Source organism: Acidovorax sp. LjRoot118 (genome assembly GCF_964253575.1).
Lineage (GTDB): Bacteria > Pseudomonadota > Gammaproteobacteria > Burkholderiales > Burkholderiaceae_C > Acidovorax.
This window is the reverse complement of sequence record NZ_CAXURB020000001.1, coordinates 1,481,574-1,496,372: the sequence shown is the minus strand read 5'-3', so window position 1 is coordinate 1,496,372 and position 14,799 is coordinate 1,481,574. Positions and strand designations below refer to the sequence as shown.

Here is a 14,799-nt window from a genome sequence, read left to right as displayed (position 1 = left end):
CATGTTGATGCAATCCGCCCTGCCGCTCGGCGCGCTCGAAAACGCCACCGAATTCCTGCCCCGCCATATCGGCATCGATGCGGCCGACGAAGCGCACATGCTGTCGGTGATCGGCGAGGCCTCGCGCCGCGCCCTCATCGAAAGCATCGTGCCGCGCTCGATTGCACGCAGCACGGCCATGGACCTGCCGCTGCCCGTGACGGAAGCAGCGGCCCTGGCGGAGCTCAAGGCCATGGCAGGCAAGAACCAGGTCCTGAGGAGCTTCATCGGGCAGGGCTACTACGGCACGCACACGCCGGGCGTGATCCTGCGCAACGTGCTCGAGAACCCGGCCTGGTACACGGCCTACACGCCCTACCAGGCCGAGATCTCGCAGGGCCGCATGGAGGCGCTGGTCAACTTCCAGACCATGGTCTGCGACCTGACCGGCATGCCGATCGCCAACGCCTCCATGCTCGACGAGGCCACGGCCGCGGCCGAGGCCATGACCTTGGCCAAGCGCTCGGTCAAGAGCAAGAGCAACCGCTTCATCGTCGCCGGTGACGCGCACCCGCAGACCATCGAGGTCATCCAGACCCGTGCCAAACCGCTGAACATCGAGGTGGTGCTGGCCAATTCCGCGCCCGAGTGGCACGCCGCTCTGGACGGCGACTACTTCGCCGTGCTGGCCCAGTACCCCGCCACCAGCGGCCGCATCGACGACCTGCGCGCCGACGTCGAAAAGACCCATGGCAAGCAGGCCGCCTTCATCGCCGCGGCCGACCTGCTGGCGCTGACCCTCATCACCCCGCCCGGCGAATGGGGCGCCGACATCGTGGTCGGCACCACCCAGCGCTTTGGCATGCCCATGGGCGCGGGCGGCCCGCACGCCGCCTACATGGCCTGCCTCGACGAATTCAAGCGCTCCCTGCCCGGCCGCCTGGTCGGGGTGAGCGTGGACGTGCACGGCAAGCCCGCCTACCGCCTGGCTCTGCAGACGCGCGAGCAGCATATCCGCCGCGAAAAGGCCACTTCCAACATCTGCACGGCCCAGGTGTTGCCCGCCGTGGTGGCCAGCATGTACGCCGTGTACCATGGCCCCGAGGGCTTGAAGCGCATTGCCCAGCGCGTAGCCAGCTACACCGCCATTCTGGCCAAGGGGCTGGAGCAACTGGGTGCACCCGTGCGCCCGCAGGCCACGTTCGACACCCTGAGCCTCAAGACCGATGGCGCCACCGCCGCCATCGCCGCGCGCGCGGTGCAGATGGGCGCCAACCTGCGCGTGTACTTCGAGCACTACCTGTGCATCTCGCTCGACGAGACCACCACGCGCGCCGACATCTCGCTGTTGTGGAAGATCTTCGCCAAGGACGGCCAGGCCCTGCCCACCTTCGACGCCTTCGAGAAGGGCGTGGAGCCGCTGATCCCCGCCGAATTGCGCCGTACCAGCGCCTACCTCACGCACCCGGTGTTCAACACCCACCACAGCGAAACCGGCATGCTGCGCTATATCCGCCAGCTGTCCGACAAGGACCTGGCGCTGGACCGCAGCATGATCCCGCTGGGCAGCTGCACCATGAAGCTCAATGCCACGAGTGAGATGATCCCCATCACCTGGCCCGAATTCGCCCAGGTGCACCCCTTTGCCCCGGCCGACCAGCTCGAAGGCTACCGCGAGCTTGACGAGCAGTTGCGCGCCTGGCTGTGCCAGGCCACGGGCTACGCCGGCATCAGCCTGCAGCCCAATGCAGGCTCGCAGGGCGAGTATGCGGGCCTCTTGGCCATCAAGGCCTACCATGAGGCCCAGGGCCATGGCCACCGCAACATCTGCCTGATCCCCAGCAGCGCGCACGGCACCAACCCCGCCAGCGCGCAGATGGTGGGCATGCAGGTGGTGGTGACGGCCTGCGACGCCAACGGCAACGTGGACATGGCGGACCTGCAGGCCAAGTGCGAGCAGCACAGCGCCAACCTGGCGGCGGTGATGATCACCTACCCCAGCACGCACGGCGTGTTCGAGACCCAGGTCAAGGAGCTGTGCGCCCTGGTGCACCAGCACGGCGGCCGGGTCTACGTGGACGGTGCCAACATGAACGCCCTGGTGGGCGTGGCCGCCCCCGGCGAGTTCGGCGGCGACGTGAGCCACCTGAACCTGCACAAGACCTTCTGCATCCCCCACGGCGGTGGCGGCCCTGGCGTGGGCCCCGTGTGCGTGGTGGCCGACCTCGTGCCCTACCTGCCTGGCCATGCCACGGCCGGCGTGCCCGGCGGCGTGGGCGCCGTGTCGGCCGCGCCCCTGGGCAATGCCGCCGTGCTGCCCATTAGCTGGATGTACTGCCGCATGATGGGCGCCGAGGGCCTGCAGGCCGCGACCGAGACGGCCATCCTCTCGGCCAACTACATCAGCGCGCGCCTGAAGGACCACTACCCCACGCTGTACGCCAGCGCCAACGGCCATGTGGCGCACGAGTGCATCCTGGACCTGCGCCAGTTGAAGGACACCAGCGGCGTGATGGCCGAGGATGTTGCCAAGCGCCTGATCGACTACGGCTTTCACGCGCCTACGCTGAGCTTCCCGGTGCCCAACACGCTGATGGTGGAGCCCACCGAGAGCGAGACGCTGTTCGAGATCGACCGCTTCATCGACGCGATGATCGCCATCCGCGAAGAGATCCGCCAGATCGAGGCGGGTGCCTGGCCGCAGGACAACAATCCATTGAAGAACGCACCGCACACGGCGGAGAGCCTGCTCACCGGCGAGTGGACACGTCCGTACTCGCGTGAGACGGCGGCCTATCCTGTGGCTGCTCTGCGCAGTGCCAAATACTGGTCGCCTGTGGGGCGGGTGGACAATGTGTGGGGGGATCGCAATCTGTCTTGCAGTTGCATTCCGGTCAGCGATTACGCTTGATCTTTCGCGGCAGGGCTGTGGTTGCGTCCGGCCTGTGTTGAGGACGGAGGCCGGGGTGTGCGCCCGGCGGCGCACCTACCTTCTTTTGCTTCGTCAAAAGAAGGTAGGCCAAGAAAAGACGACCCCGCTGCCCGTGTCCCCACCCGCCCGGTGGGCGAGTGGGGCAGCCTGCGATGCTCGGGCCTGGGGTGCACCGCGGAACTCGCTGCGTTCCCCCTGCGGGCGAACTCCGCTCAAACAACCGCGGTGAGTCAGTTCACGATGCGCGTGTCCTTCGGCACGCGCTCACCCCAGGCCCTGCGCTTCTCGGCACGGTCAGAAGGGGGTGGGAACGGGCTCCATACGGGCCATTGCTTCGCTCGGCCTGTGGTCCTTCGCCGCGCTCGGCTCGCCATGGCGGCTGCGCGGAGCGCGTCCCCGACCCCAGGCGCAGCTGCGAAGCAGCAGCCGTTTGGTACCCGCTCCCCACCCCTTCTGGCTGCGCCGAGAAGCGCAGGGCCTGGGGTGGGTGCGTGTGCCGAAGGACACACGCACTTCGTCATCTGGCTTGCCGCAGCTGTTTGAACGGAGTTCACCCGCAGGGAGAACGCAGTGAGTTCTGCGGCACCACCCCAGGCCCGAGCATCGCAGGCTGCCCCCGTTCGCCCGGCAGGGCGTACGGGGGACGCAGACTGGGGGTCGCCTTTTCTTGGCCCACCTTCTTTTGGCGACGCAAAAGAAGGTGGGTGCGCCGCCGGGCGCACACCCCGGCCTCCGCCCTCAGCAAAAGAGCAGAAGCAGCCACCGCAACAGAACCAGCACCCACAAGAACACGACTAAGATCGCGCCTGTCCAAAATATTCCATCCTCACAAGGAGAACCCTTTGCGCAATACCCTGTGCCTGCTGCTCGCCAGCCTCGTGATCGCCCCCGCCGCCATGGCCCAGCAAGCCGCCAAGCCCGTCACCACGGCCAGCGGCCTGGTCTATGAATCGCTCAAGGACGGCACGGGCGAATCGCCCAAGGCCACCGACACCGTCAAGGTGCATTACAAGGGCACCTTCCTCGACGGCAAGGAATTCGACAGCTCCTACAAGCGAGGCGAGCCTACGTCGTTCCCGCTGAACCGCGTGATCCCCTGCTGGACCGAAGGCGTGCAGCGCATGAAGCCCGGCGGCAAGGCCAAGCTGACCTGCCCGCCCGCCATCGCCTACGGTGCCAACGGTGCCGGCGGCTTGATACCGCCCAACGCCACGCTGAACTTCGAGATCGAGCTGATTTCCGTCGGCAAGTAAGTGACTGGCGCACGGGCCCCTGCCACATGCTGCTGAAGGTCGGTGAACTGGCTCGGCGCACCGGCCTCACGGTGCGCACGCTGCACCATTACGACGAGATCGGCCTGCTGGCGCCCTCGGGCCGCTCCGAGGCCGGCTACCGCCTGTACAGCCAGGCCGACGTGCAGCGCCTGCACGGCATCCAGACCATGCGCCAGATGGGTCTGGCACTCAGCGACATTGGCGAGCTGCTGGCCGGCGAAGGGATGGCGCCCGAGCGCATCATCGGCCAACAGATCCGCGCGCTCGACCAGCAGATCACGCAGGCCACCGAACTGCGCGGGCGGCTGGCCATGCTGCGCGACGGTCTGATGGCAGGGGCCGAGCCCGACATGGGCAACTGGCTCGAAGCGCTGGCGCTGATGACCACCTACGGCAAGTACTTCAGCGCGGCAGAGCTCAAGCAGATCTTCACCAACTGGAGCCTGATCGAGGCAGACTGGCTGGTGGTCAAGGACCTGGTGCGCAGCGCCATGGACCGCCAGCTGCCACCCGACAGCCCCGAAGTCCAGGCACTGGCCTACCGCTGGATGGCGCTCATGCTGCACTGGATGGGTGGCGACATCGACCTGCTGGACCGCTGGGGCCACATGTTCCGCACCGAGCCCAGCACCCAGGGGCGCAACCATGCGCCGCCCGGCGACATGATCGAGTTCGTCGAAACGGCGATCAAGCTGCGCATGGTGCTGCTCGAAAAGTACGTGACCCGTGATGATCTGCGCGGCTTGGGTCACGTGCCCCATGCGCAGTGGGCCGAACTGGAGGCACAGGTGCAGCAACTGCTGGCCCAGGGCGTACCCACGCAGCACCCGGATGCCATCGCCGCAGCCCGGCGCTGGGACCAGCTGTTCGGCCAACTGACGTACGGCAGCCCCGCGCTGCGCGAGAAGCTGATCGCAGCGTCCGAACAGGAACCCCTGCTGCAGGCGGGCTCGCCCCTGAGTGCGCCTGTGCGCGCTTACCTGAAGGCGGCGCTGCTGCTCCCTGCCGCGGCAGCCTCCCCTGCCACGCACGCCGCTGAAAAATCGCCGAAAAAAGTGTTCCAGAAGGCTTGACCCTCACGCAACGTGAGGCCTCACAGTCGGACCCGACACGCTGCCAACAGCAGCCAACGGACCGACACATGAGCCCCCTGCCACACCTATCGCCCCACACTCCCACCCCCTGGCGGGCACTGCTTCTTCACCCGGCAAGCCACTGGCCGCTGTACGCGCTGGCGGGCACGGCCTGCCTGCTGGTGGCCTGCGTCCTGGCCGAAGCACTCACGCACCCTGAAGCGCTGGCGCTCGCCATTTTCCTGTTCACTGGCGTGGTGGTCGACGCCTTGCTGGCCCCTGGGGGCCCTGGCCGCTGGCTGCCCACGGCCCTGGCGCTCGCTGGGCACGCGGCGGCGCTGCTGTGGAGCCTGGCGCTGGCCAGCAGCCTGCTGCGGCTGCTGACGCCCCGGCATGCACTGCAGGCTCAGCCGCTGCGACCCCAGGCACCGCCAGCGCGCACTGCCTGATGCGGATTTGCATTTGATCGTATAGCTAGGCGGGAGCCGCAGACAGTGCTGTAGCACGGCAAGGCGAACCAACGACGCTATGCGGTTAAAGGCAAATCCGTATGAACAGGCATTCCCCATCCACGCACGGGAGCAGGTCCAGCCAGCGCCTGCCTGCGACCGATTTCAGCCGTTCCATTTTTTCTCGAAGGAAGACCATGCCATCCACCCACGACAACCCGGCCCCGCCGAGGGCCGACCCGCGCGCAGCGCTGTTGCGCGACCCCAACTTCCGCTGGCTGACCAGCGGCTCCGCGCTCACCATGCTGGGCGACCAGTTCACGCTGATCGCCCTGCCCTGGCTGGTGCTGCAGATGACCGGCGACACGCTGGTGCTGGGCACCGTGCTGGCGCTCATGAGCGTGCCGCGCGCGCTGTTCATCCTGATCGGCGGCGCGCTGGTGGACCGCTACTCCCCCAAAGAGGTGTTGATGCTCACCAAGTACATCAACCTGGTATTGCTGGCGCTGCTCAGCGGCCTGGTGCTCACGGGTACGCTCACGCTGTGGATGGTCTACGCGCTGTCGCTGGCGATCGGCCTGTCCACGGCCTTCAGCATCCCGGCGGGCACATCGCTGATGCCGCACGTGGTGCCGCGCGCACAACTGCAGGCGGCCAACGGCATCAGCCTGGGCCTGCGCCAGCTCACCATGTTCCTCGGGCCGCTGCTCGCCGGCCTGCTGATCGTCTTGTTCGGTGACGGCAGCGCAGGCACCGCCAGCGCCACGGGCATTGGCATTGCCTTCGCGCTCGACGCGCTGAGCTTCGGCGTCTCGGCCTGGACGCTGGCGAAGGTGCGCACGCTGGTGGCGGCCGCGCCGGCCGCCACCGCGGCGGCCCCGCAGGCCGTTCTGGCCTCGGTGGCCCAGGGCCTCGCGCATTTCTGGCGCGACCGCGAGCTGCGCACCTGCTTCCTCTACTGGAGCGCCATTGCGCTGTTCATCATGGGGCCCATCCACATCGCCGTGCCGGTGCTGGCCAGCAGCACGCCCACGCTGGGCGCCGCCGCCTTTGGCACCATGCTCGGCGCCCATGGCGCCGGCACGCTGGCGGGCATGGTGGCCTCGGGCATGTTCCCGCGCCTGCGCGTGGGCAGCCTGGGGCTGACCATCCTGGTGTTTGACGCCATCATCGGCCTCTTGTTCATCCCCATGGGCATGATCCACGCGGTGTGGCAGGGCGCTGCGCTGATGCTGGCCATCGGCCTGCTGGGCGGCTTCATGCAGGTGCGCGTGTTCACCTGGATCCAGCAGCGCGTGCCGCCCATGCTGATCGGCCGGGCCATGAGCCTGTTCATGTTCATATTCATGGGCCTGGCGCCCATCTCGGCGGCGGTGACCGGCTGGCTGATGAAGAGCATCACGCTCACCCAGCTGTTTGCGGCCAGCGGCGGCACGCTGGTGGTGCTGGTGGCGCTGGCCTTCGTGCTAACGCCGCTGCGCCAGGTGACCGATGCGCCCGCTGCGGCACGTTGATCCACCGCAAAAAAAACCGCCCACCACGGTATGTGGCGGGCGGATCAACGTCAAGGAGACGGCGGAGGAGAGAAATGCAACCGGGGAGAGGCCGGCCCATGGTGGGCAGGCGCGGGACTTACACCTCGGTGATGAACTGTTCGCGGGGACGGCGCACCTTCTTGAGGTTCACCAGCCAGTCGCCTTCGTCGGCACGGTAGCCCAGCGGCAAGATGGCCACGCTGCGCAGGTTGCGCGCACCCAGGTCCAGGATTTCGTCCAGGGCCTTGGGGTCGAAACCTTCCATGGGCGTGGAGTCCACGCCCTCGAAGGCGGCGGCGATCAGGGCAGCGCTCAGGCCGATGTAGGCCTGGCGGGCGGCGTGCTGGAAGTTCACTTCGGCATCCCGCTGGGGGTACATGCCCAGCAGCATCTGGCGGTAATTTTCCCAGCCTTCGTTCTTGAAGCCGCGCTGCTCGTTGGTCAGGTCGAACATCATGTTGATGCGATCAGCCGTGTAGTTGTCCCAGGCAGCGAACACCAGCAGGTGCGAGCCGTCGGTGATCTGGGCCTGGTTCCAGGCGATGGGCTGGATGCGGGCGCGCACTGCGGGGTCGGTCACCACGATGATCTCGAACGGCTGCAGGCCGCTGGAGGTGGGCGCCAGGCGGGCGGCTTCGAGGATGCGCTCGACCTTGTCCTCAGGCACCTTCTTGTCGGCGTTCATCTTCTTGGCCGCATAGCGCCATTGCAGTTTGTCGAGCAGTTCGTTGGCTGCGGGGGTGTGGGTGGCTGTGGTCATGACAAAGGCTCCTTGGTGTCATAGGTGGATTGGCGGCACCGAAATGCCAGTGGATGAACTGTAGGTACTGACCGCTTGTTCAGTAAGCCCTGCGCGGGAAAAGGATTGTTCCTATTCGGTCAACAATCGCCCCCATCCATGCGCGGCATGGGGGTTCCGGGGAGGCTTACACTTGTTTGCTCCACCCCCTGCCCGGCATGGCACACGCCCCTTGCGTGCGCCGGCCTTGTTGATCGCTTTTTGTCCATGAGTGAACCGGACCTGTCTTTCCTGGACCCCTCCCGGCGTTCGCCCGCACCTGGTGTGGCCGCGGACGATGCGCTGGCGTCCCCCGACAGCCCCGCCGGGGGCCTGGTGGCCGACCTGCGCGCCTACCAGGCCGAGCTGGAGAGCCAGAACAAGGTGCTGCGCTACAGCCAGGCCGTTGCCGAAAGCGCCTCGGAGCGCTTCGAGACCCTGTTCGCCAGCATGCCGCTGGCGCTGATGGTGATCGACGAGCACGACATGGTGGTGCAGGCCAATTCCATGGCGCACCGCTCGTTCCAACCCACGGAGCGCGACCGCCCTCTCAGCGCACTGATGCCCTTTGTGAGCGCGGGCGACGTGGACCGCGTGCACAACGCCTTCGCGCAGGCCGAGAACCTGGGGCGCAGCGAGGTGAACGAGGTGGTCTTCGACATCGGGGAGGAGCTGCGCATCAAGGGCGACCTGCACATCGCCCACATCGAGGCACCGCAGGCCGGCGGCGGCCCGCCGGTGTCGCAGTACCTGTGCGCGGTGATCGACCAGGGCCCGCTGCTCACCGAGCGCCGGGCGCTGCAGCACAGCGCGCAGGCCCTGCAGCAGCGCAACGAGCAGCTGTACGCCAGCGAGAAGCGGCTGGAGGCGGTGATCAACTCGGCGCTCGACGCCATCATCTGCGTGGACCAGCACCAGCACATCACCGTATTCAACCCCACGGCGGCGGCGCTGTTCCAGTGCAGCGCCAGCGATGCGCTGGGCAGCCCGCTCGAACGCTTTCTGCCCGGCGCGGCCCAGGGCCTGTCGTTTGCGCAGCTCACCACGCAGGCCATGCTGGGCGAAATGACGGCGCTCACGGCCAGCGGCAAGGAGCTCGCGGTGGAGGTGAGCGTATCGTTCGAGCGCCATGCAGAGGGCGAGACCACCACCGTGTTCGCCCGCGACCTCACGGGCCGCAAGAAGGCCGAGGCGCACCGCACCGAGCTGGAGGCGCAGCTGCGCGAATCGCACAAGATGCAGGCCGTGGGCACCATGGCCGGAGGCATCGCACACGATTTCAACAACATCCTGGGCGCCATCCTGGGCAATGTGGAGCTGGCCAAGGCCGACAGCGCGCCGGGCTCGCCCGCGCTGGAGAGCCTGCGCGAGATCGACAAGGCCGGGCGCCGCGCGCGCGACCTGGTGCGCCAGATCCTGACCTTCAGCCGCAACGAGCCGCCGCAGCGCACCGCCGTGCCGCTGGGCGAGGTGGTGCACGACACCGAGCGCCTGCTGCGCGTGACCCTGCCCCCGGCGATCGAGCTGCACATGCAGCTGCCGCTGGACCTGCCCCCGGTGCTGGCCGACGCCACCCAGGTCGAGCAGGCCCTGCTCAACCTGTGCACCAATGCCGTCCACGCCATCGGCAATGCGCGCGGCAGCATCCACGTGGAAGCCGCCGCCGTGCAGCCCGACAAGCGCCTGAGCGAGCGCCTGGGCCTGGCGGAAGGCCACTACGTGGCCCTCGCAGTGCGCGACAACGGGCCCGGCATCGAGGCGGCCACGCTGCAGCGCATCTTCGAGCCCTTCTTCACCACCAAGCCCGTGGGCCAGGGCACGGGCCTGGGCCTGGCCGTGGTGCATGGGGTGATGCGTACGCACGAAGGCGCGGTGGACGTGAGCAGCATCCCGGGCCACGGCAGCCGCTTCACGCTGTACTTCCCTGTGGCACCCGGCAGCGCCCAGGCGGCGCCCCCACTGGTACCGCCGCCTGCGCCCGCGCCACAGGCCACGGCGCAGATCGACCAGCGCAAGCCCCATGTGATGTACGTGGACGACGACCAGGCCCTGGTCTTTCTGGTGCAGCGCCTGCTGCGCCGCCGCGGCTACGAGGTGAGCGGCTACACCGACCCGCACGAAGCCAGCGCAGCACTGCGGGCCGACCCCCAGCGCTACGACCTGCTGGTGACCGACTACAACATGCCCGGCTTTGTCGGTACCGACCTGGTGCGCGAGGCACGCCAGATACGCCCCGACCTGCCGGTGGCCCTGGCCTCGGGCTACGTGACCACCGAGATCGAGCAGGCCGCCATAGCCGAAGGCGCCAACGCGCTGATCCACAAGCCCAACGATGTGGAAGAACTGGTGGCCACCGTGCACCGGCTCATCCATGGCCATGGCACCGGCTGATGACAGCGCACTGCCCGTGCACGCAGTGCACGAGGACGCGGACATCCTGGTGCTGCACAAGCCTGCGGGCCTGCTGTGCGTGCCCGGCCGCGGGCCGGACAAGCAGGACTGCCTGAGCGCCCGCGCGCAGCAGCGCTGGCCCGGCGCGCTCATCGTGCACCGGCTGGACCAGGCCACTTCGGGCCTGGTGCTCATGGCTCGGCACATCGAGGCACAGCGCCGGCTGGGCCTGGCCTTCGAGCAGCGCCAGGTGCACAAACGCTACGTGGCGGTGGTGCAGGGGCACATGGGGCAAGCCGGTGACAGCACCTGGGCCGAGATCGATCTGCCGATCGCTGCCGACTGGGAGCGCCGCCCCTTGCGGGTGATCGATGCGGCTCTGGGCAAGCCCAGCCTCACGCGCTGGCGTTCCGAGTCGCTTGATGAATCGGCCGGCACCACGCGTGTTCTGCTCGAGCCCGTGACCGGCCGCACCCACCAGTTGCGCGTGCACCTGGCCGCCGTGGGCCATGCCATCCTGGGCGATGCGCTGTATGCCGATGCCGCCACGCAGGCCCTGGCGCCGCGCCTGCTGCTGCATGCGAGCGACTTGGCACTGGCGCACCCGGCCACCGGCGAACCGCTGCAATTCCATCTGGCGCCCGATTTCTAAGCCGCCGGGGCGACTGCGGCCTGCCGCGCCATGGCCCACTGCACGGCCAGGATGCTGGCCAGCACCACCACCACGCCCACCAGAGACGTGCCGCGCAGGGCCTGCCCAAGCAGCGCCCAACCCAGCAGCACAGCCGCCACCGGGCTCAGCAAACCCAGCGACGACACGGCCACCGAGGGCAGCCGCGCCACGCCGCGGAACCACAGCGCATAGGCCAGCAGCGCGCCGGCGATGCTCAGGTAGGCATAGCCGCCCACCTGCATGGCGGTGAGGGCGGGCAGCGGCGGGTCCACGGCCCAGGCCACGGGCAGCAGCATGGCACCGCCCGCAAGCAACTGCCAACCCGTGAAGGCCAGCACCGGCAGGCCGCCCGACTGCCAGCGCCGCGCGAGAAAGGTACCGAAGGCCATGCACACCGTGCCTGTGAGCGCGGCCACCACACCCACCATGTCCCATGCCGATCCGGGCGACAGCAGCAGCGCCGCCATGCCCGCCACCCCGAGTGCCCCGGCCCCCATGGCCAGCGCGGGCGGGCGCCGATGGTCGACCGCCCAGGTGAGCCCCATCATGAGCAGCGGCCCGATGGCGCCCACCACAGCGGCAACGCCACCGGGCAACCGGTAGGCCGCCACGAACAGCAGCGCCTGGAAGAAGCCGATGTTGAGCGCCGCCAGCAGCAGCAAGCGCGCCCAGCCGGCCCCATCCCGCAAGGCCGGCGCCTGGCGGCACCACAGCACCAGCAGCAGGCCGGCAGGCAGGGTGCGCAGCAGCGCGGCCGTGAAGGGCCGGTCCGGCGGCAGCAGCTCGGTGGTGACGATGTAGGTGGAGCCCCAGATGGTGGGCGCCAGCGCGGTCAGGAGCACATCGCCCCAGGCGATGCGGTGGGTTGTCTCTGGCATTTTTTATCTTCAAATCAAGATAAATAACTCTACCATAAAATCTTGAAATCAAGACAACTAAAGCAGCCATGCCCGCACCCCAACGCACACCCGACGCCGTGGACGCCATCCTGGCGCAGTGGCACCGCGAGCGCCCCGACCTGGATGTGGCACCCATGGGCCCCATCGGCCGCATCAAGCGCTGCGCGGCCCTGCTGCAGCGCCGGCTGGACGAGACCTTTGCCGAGTTCGGCCTGAGCTATTGGGAGTTCGACATGCTGGCCACGCTGCGCCGCTCGGGCGCGCCCTATTGCCTGGCGCCGACCACCCTGTTCTCCACGCTGATGGTCACCTCGGGCACCATGACGCACCGCATGCACAAGCTCGAGGCCAGCGGCTTCGTGGTGCGCCTGCCCAACCCCGACGATGCGCGCAGCATGCTGGTGCAGCTCACGCCCGCAGGGCTGGCACTGATCGACCGCGCGGTGGAGGCCCATGTGGCCAACGAGCACCGCATCCTTGCCCCCATGAAGGCCGCCGATCTGGCGGCGCTGGATGCCAGGCTGGCCCTGCTGCTGGCGGCGCTCGAATCCCCGAGTGACAGCTGACGGCGTACAGGCGCAGTACGATGGAGGGATGTCCCAACCCCAACACCTCTTCATCCTCACTGGCGCCTCGCGCGGCATGGGCCTGGCCATGGCCGGGCAATTGCTGCAAGGCCCGGGCAACACCCTCGTCTGCCTGGCCCGCAACACCCAGGACGCGCTGACCGCCGCCGCCAAGGCCTCGGGCGCCACGCTCGAGCAGTGGCAGCAGGACCTGTCGCAGGGCGAGCAGGCCGCCGCCCGCCTGAAAGACTGGCTGGCCGCGCAGGCCCCGGGCCGCTTTGCGAGCGCCACGTTGATCAACAATGCCGGCACCATCCCGCGCATCGCCCCGCTGTCGGAGAGCGACCCCGCCGACCTGGCCAACGCGCTGCGCGTGGGCCTGGAGTCGCCCATGCAGCTCACAGCCGCCTTCCTCCACGCCACCGAGGGATGGACAGCCACGGCACGCAAGGTGCTCAATATTTCCTCGGGCCTGGGCCGGCGCGCCATGGCCTCGCAGGCGGCCTACTGCGCGGCCAAGGCCGGCATGGACCATTTCACGCGCTGCGTGGCGCTGGACGAGGCCCACAAGCCCCATGGCGCCAAGGTCTGCTCACTGGCACCCGGTGTGATCGACACCGACATGCAGGTGCAACTGCGTGGTGCCGCCCCCGAGGCGTTCCCGGACCGCGAGAATTTCGCCAACCTCAAGGCCGGTGGCCAGCTCACATCACCTGCCGATGCCGCTACCCGCGTGCTCGCCTGGCTGGAGCGCGCAGACTTCGGCACCAACCCGGTGGCCGATGTAAGAGAAGCATGACCCCCCTGAGCCGCTTCGCGTCTTCCCCCCAGAGGGACGCCGCCAGTGGCCTGGCAAAGCCAGTTCCACGGCGGCACTGGCCTGTCGCGCGCCAGTTTCAGCCGCCCTTGTTTTCATAGCTGCCAGCGTCTGCCATCCAGGCGTTGCAAGCCCATAGCATTCCATTTTTCCAAGGAGACTCCCATGACCCGTGAAGTCGTCGTCGTCAGCGCAGTGCGCACCGCCATTGGCACCTTTGGCGGCAGCCTCAAGGACATTCCGCCCACCGAACTCGGCGCCCTCGTGGTGCGCGAATCGCTCGCGCGCGCCAATGTGGAAGGCAAGGACGTGGGCCACGTGGTGTTCGGCCACGTGGTGAACACCGAACCCAAGGACATGTACCTCTCGCGCGTGGCCGCCATCAACGGCGGCTGCGGTGAAGGCACGCCCGCCTACAACGTCAACCGCCTGTGCGGCTCGGGCCTGCAGGCCATCGTGAACGCCAGCCAGTCCATCCTGCTGGGCGACACGGACGTGGCCATCGGCGCCGGTGCCGAGAACATGAGCCGTGCCCCCTTTGCCAGCCTGAACATGCGCTGGGGCGCGCGCATGGGCGACACGAAGATGGTGGACATGATGATGGGCGCACTGCACGACCCCTTCCACAACATCCACATGGGGGTGACGGCCGAGAACATCGCCGCCAAGTGGGGCATCAGCCGCGAAGACCAGGACCAGCTCGCCGTGGAAAGCCACAACCGTGCCGAGCGCGCGACCGAAGCCGGCCTGTTCAAGGACCAGATCGTGCCCGTGACCTTGAAGAGCAAGAAGGGCGACCTGCAGTACGCCACCGACGAGCACTTTCGCCCCGGCGCAACCCTCGCGGACATGGCCAAGCTCAAGCCCGTGTTCCTCAAGGAGAACGGCACGGTGACGGCCGGCAACGCCTCGGGCATCAACGACGCCGCGGCCGCCCTGGTGCTGATGGAAGCCGGTGCCGCCAAGGCGCGCGGCGCCAAGCCCCTGGCGCGCCTGGTGGCCTATGCCCACGCCGGTGTGGACCCGAAGTACATGGGCATCGGCCCGGTGCCGGCCACGCAGTTGGCGCTCAAGAAAGCCGGCCTCACGGTAAACGACCTGGACGTGATCGAGGCCAACGAGGCCTTTGCCGCCCAGGCCTGCGCCGTGACCAAGGACCTGGGCCTGGACCCGGCCAAGGTCAACCCCAATGGCTCGGGCATCTCGCTGGGCCACCCGATCGGGGCCACGGGCGCGCTGATCACCGTGAAGGCGCTGCACGAGCTGCAGCGCGTGCAGGGCCGTTATGCGCTGGTGACGATGTGCATCGGCGGCGGCCAGGGCATTGCGGCGATTTTCGAACGCCTCTGACACCTGCCATCGCGGGTGGCGATGCTGCCACCCCGTATTGGCAAGGCCGACCCTGTGGAGGATCAGCGATCATCCACAGGTGC

Annotated in this window: 12 protein-coding genes; 10 read left to right on the top strand and 2 right to left on the bottom strand. The window is 68.2% G+C overall.

All coding sequences use genetic code 11. The features are described from left to right. The first annotated feature begins 1 nt into the window (after window position 1). The 5 genes from gcvP to ACSQ9E_RS06950 all read left to right on the top strand — a co-directional run bounded on the left by gcvP (window position 2) and on the right by ACSQ9E_RS06950 (window position 7,221). Window positions 2–2,890, top strand: coding sequence for an aminomethyl-transferring glycine dehydrogenase (gene gcvP, locus ACSQ9E_RS06970; RefSeq protein WP_436217273.1), 2,889 nt, complete (start codon window positions 2–4; stop codon window positions 2,888–2,890). Between the two features lie 917 nt (window positions 2,891–3,807). After that, window positions 3,808–4,164 (top strand): FKBP-type peptidyl-prolyl cis-trans isomerase, encoded by a 357-nt coding sequence (locus tag ACSQ9E_RS06965; RefSeq protein ID WP_369818325.1) that lies wholly within the window; start codon window positions 3,808–3,810, stop codon window positions 4,162–4,164. Window positions 4,165–4,190: 26 nt separating this feature from the next. Then, the gene (locus ACSQ9E_RS06960) at window positions 4,191–5,258 is read left to right on the top strand and encodes a MerR family transcriptional regulator (RefSeq protein ID WP_436217272.1); all 1,068 of its coding nucleotides are present in this window, start codon (window positions 4,191–4,193) and stop codon (window positions 5,256–5,258) included. Between the two features lie 68 nt (window positions 5,259–5,326). Continuing rightward, on the top strand, window positions 5,327–5,707 hold the full coding sequence (locus ACSQ9E_RS06955; protein ID WP_057206081.1) for a hypothetical protein: 381 nt from the start codon (window positions 5,327–5,329) through the stop codon (window positions 5,705–5,707). A gap of 197 nt (window positions 5,708–5,904) precedes the next feature. Continuing rightward, window positions 5,905–7,221, top strand: coding sequence for an MFS transporter (locus ACSQ9E_RS06950; protein ID WP_436217271.1), 1,317 nt, complete (start codon window positions 5,905–5,907; stop codon window positions 7,219–7,221). Between the two features lie 118 nt (window positions 7,222–7,339). On the opposite strand, the gene ACSQ9E_RS06945 is transcribed toward ACSQ9E_RS06950, so the two are convergent. Further along, window positions 7,340–8,002 carry an NAD(P)H-dependent oxidoreductase gene (locus ACSQ9E_RS06945; RefSeq protein WP_057206077.1) on the bottom strand — a complete coding sequence of 221 codons (663 nt, stop codon included), beginning with the start codon at window positions 8,000–8,002 and terminating at the stop codon, window positions 7,340–7,342. A 246-nt stretch (window positions 8,003–8,248) separates the two neighbouring features. Here ACSQ9E_RS06945 and ACSQ9E_RS06940 point away from each other — a divergent pair, with 246 nt between their 5' ends. Both ACSQ9E_RS06940 and ACSQ9E_RS06935 read left to right on the top strand, forming a co-directional pair. After that, window positions 8,249–10,411, top strand: coding sequence for a PAS domain-containing hybrid sensor histidine kinase/response regulator (locus ACSQ9E_RS06940; RefSeq protein WP_436217270.1), 2,163 nt, complete (start codon window positions 8,249–8,251; stop codon window positions 10,409–10,411). Then, entirely contained in the window at window positions 10,398–11,063 is a 666-nt protein-coding gene (locus tag ACSQ9E_RS06935; RefSeq protein ID WP_436217269.1) for an RluA family pseudouridine synthase, read from the top strand. The genes ACSQ9E_RS06940 and ACSQ9E_RS06935 overlap by 14 nt, the downstream gene beginning before the upstream one ends. Here the strand turns inward: ACSQ9E_RS06935 and ACSQ9E_RS06930 are convergent. Continuing rightward, window positions 11,060–11,962 carry an EamA family transporter gene (locus tag ACSQ9E_RS06930; protein WP_436217268.1) on the bottom strand — a complete coding sequence of 301 codons (903 nt, stop codon included), beginning with the start codon at window positions 11,960–11,962 and terminating at the stop codon, window positions 11,060–11,062. The genes ACSQ9E_RS06935 and ACSQ9E_RS06930 overlap by 4 nt on opposite strands. A gap of 68 nt (window positions 11,963–12,030) precedes the next feature. Here ACSQ9E_RS06930 and ACSQ9E_RS06925 point away from each other — a divergent pair, with 68 nt between their 5' ends. The 3 genes from ACSQ9E_RS06925 to bktB all read left to right on the top strand — a co-directional run bounded on the left by ACSQ9E_RS06925 (window position 12,031) and on the right by bktB (window position 14,716). Continuing rightward, a complete protein-coding gene (locus tag ACSQ9E_RS06925; protein WP_436217267.1) occupies window positions 12,031–12,549 on the top strand; it encodes a MarR family winged helix-turn-helix transcriptional regulator in 519 nt (172 codons plus the stop codon). A 28-nt stretch (window positions 12,550–12,577) separates the two neighbouring features. Then, window positions 12,578–13,348, top strand: a complete 771-nt coding sequence (locus ACSQ9E_RS06920; protein ID WP_436217266.1) for an SDR family NAD(P)-dependent oxidoreductase — start codon at window positions 12,578–12,580, stop codon at window positions 13,346–13,348. A gap of 183 nt (window positions 13,349–13,531) precedes the next feature. After that, entirely contained in the window at window positions 13,532–14,716 is a 1,185-nt protein-coding gene (bktB, locus tag ACSQ9E_RS06915) for a beta-ketothiolase BktB (RefSeq protein WP_436217265.1), read from the top strand. The last annotated feature ends 83 nt before the right edge of the window (window positions 14,717–14,799 follow it).

Excerpts from the sequence above, each read along its gene's own strand:
- ACSQ9E_RS06965 (WP_369818325.1), top strand. The coding sequence starts at position 3,808 with ATGGCCCAGCAAGCCGCCAAGCCCGTCACCACGGCCAGCGGCCTGGTC.
- ACSQ9E_RS06930 (WP_436217268.1), bottom strand. The coding sequence starts at position 11,962 with ATGCCAGAGACAACCCACCGCATCGCCTGGGGCGATGTGCTCCTGACC.
- bktB (WP_436217265.1), top strand. The coding sequence starts at position 13,532 with ATGACCCGTGAAGTCGTCGTCGTCAGCGCAGTGCGCACCGCCATTGGC.
- ACSQ9E_RS06955 (WP_057206081.1), top strand. The coding sequence starts at position 5,327 with ATGAGCCCCCTGCCACACCTATCGCCCCACACTCCCACCCCCTGGCGG.
- gcvP (WP_436217273.1), top strand. The coding sequence starts at position 2 with ATGTTGATGCAATCCGCCCTGCCGCTCGGCGCGCTCGAAAACGCCACC.
- ACSQ9E_RS06935 (WP_436217269.1), top strand. The coding sequence starts at position 10,398 with ATGGCACCGGCTGATGACAGCGCACTGCCCGTGCACGCAGTGCACGAG.
- ACSQ9E_RS06945 (WP_057206077.1), bottom strand. The coding sequence starts at position 8,002 with ATGACCACAGCCACCCACACCCCCGCAGCCAACGAACTGCTCGACAAA.
- ACSQ9E_RS06940 (WP_436217270.1), top strand. The coding sequence starts at position 8,249 with ATGAGTGAACCGGACCTGTCTTTCCTGGACCCCTCCCGGCGTTCGCCC.
- ACSQ9E_RS06960 (WP_436217272.1), top strand. The coding sequence starts at position 4,191 with ATGCTGCTGAAGGTCGGTGAACTGGCTCGGCGCACCGGCCTCACGGTG.
- ACSQ9E_RS06920 (WP_436217266.1), top strand. The coding sequence starts at position 12,578 with ATGTCCCAACCCCAACACCTCTTCATCCTCACTGGCGCCTCGCGCGGC.
- ACSQ9E_RS06950 (WP_436217271.1), top strand. The coding sequence starts at position 5,905 with ATGCCATCCACCCACGACAACCCGGCCCCGCCGAGGGCCGACCCGCGC.
- ACSQ9E_RS06925 (WP_436217267.1), top strand. The coding sequence starts at position 12,031 with ATGCCCGCACCCCAACGCACACCCGACGCCGTGGACGCCATCCTGGCG.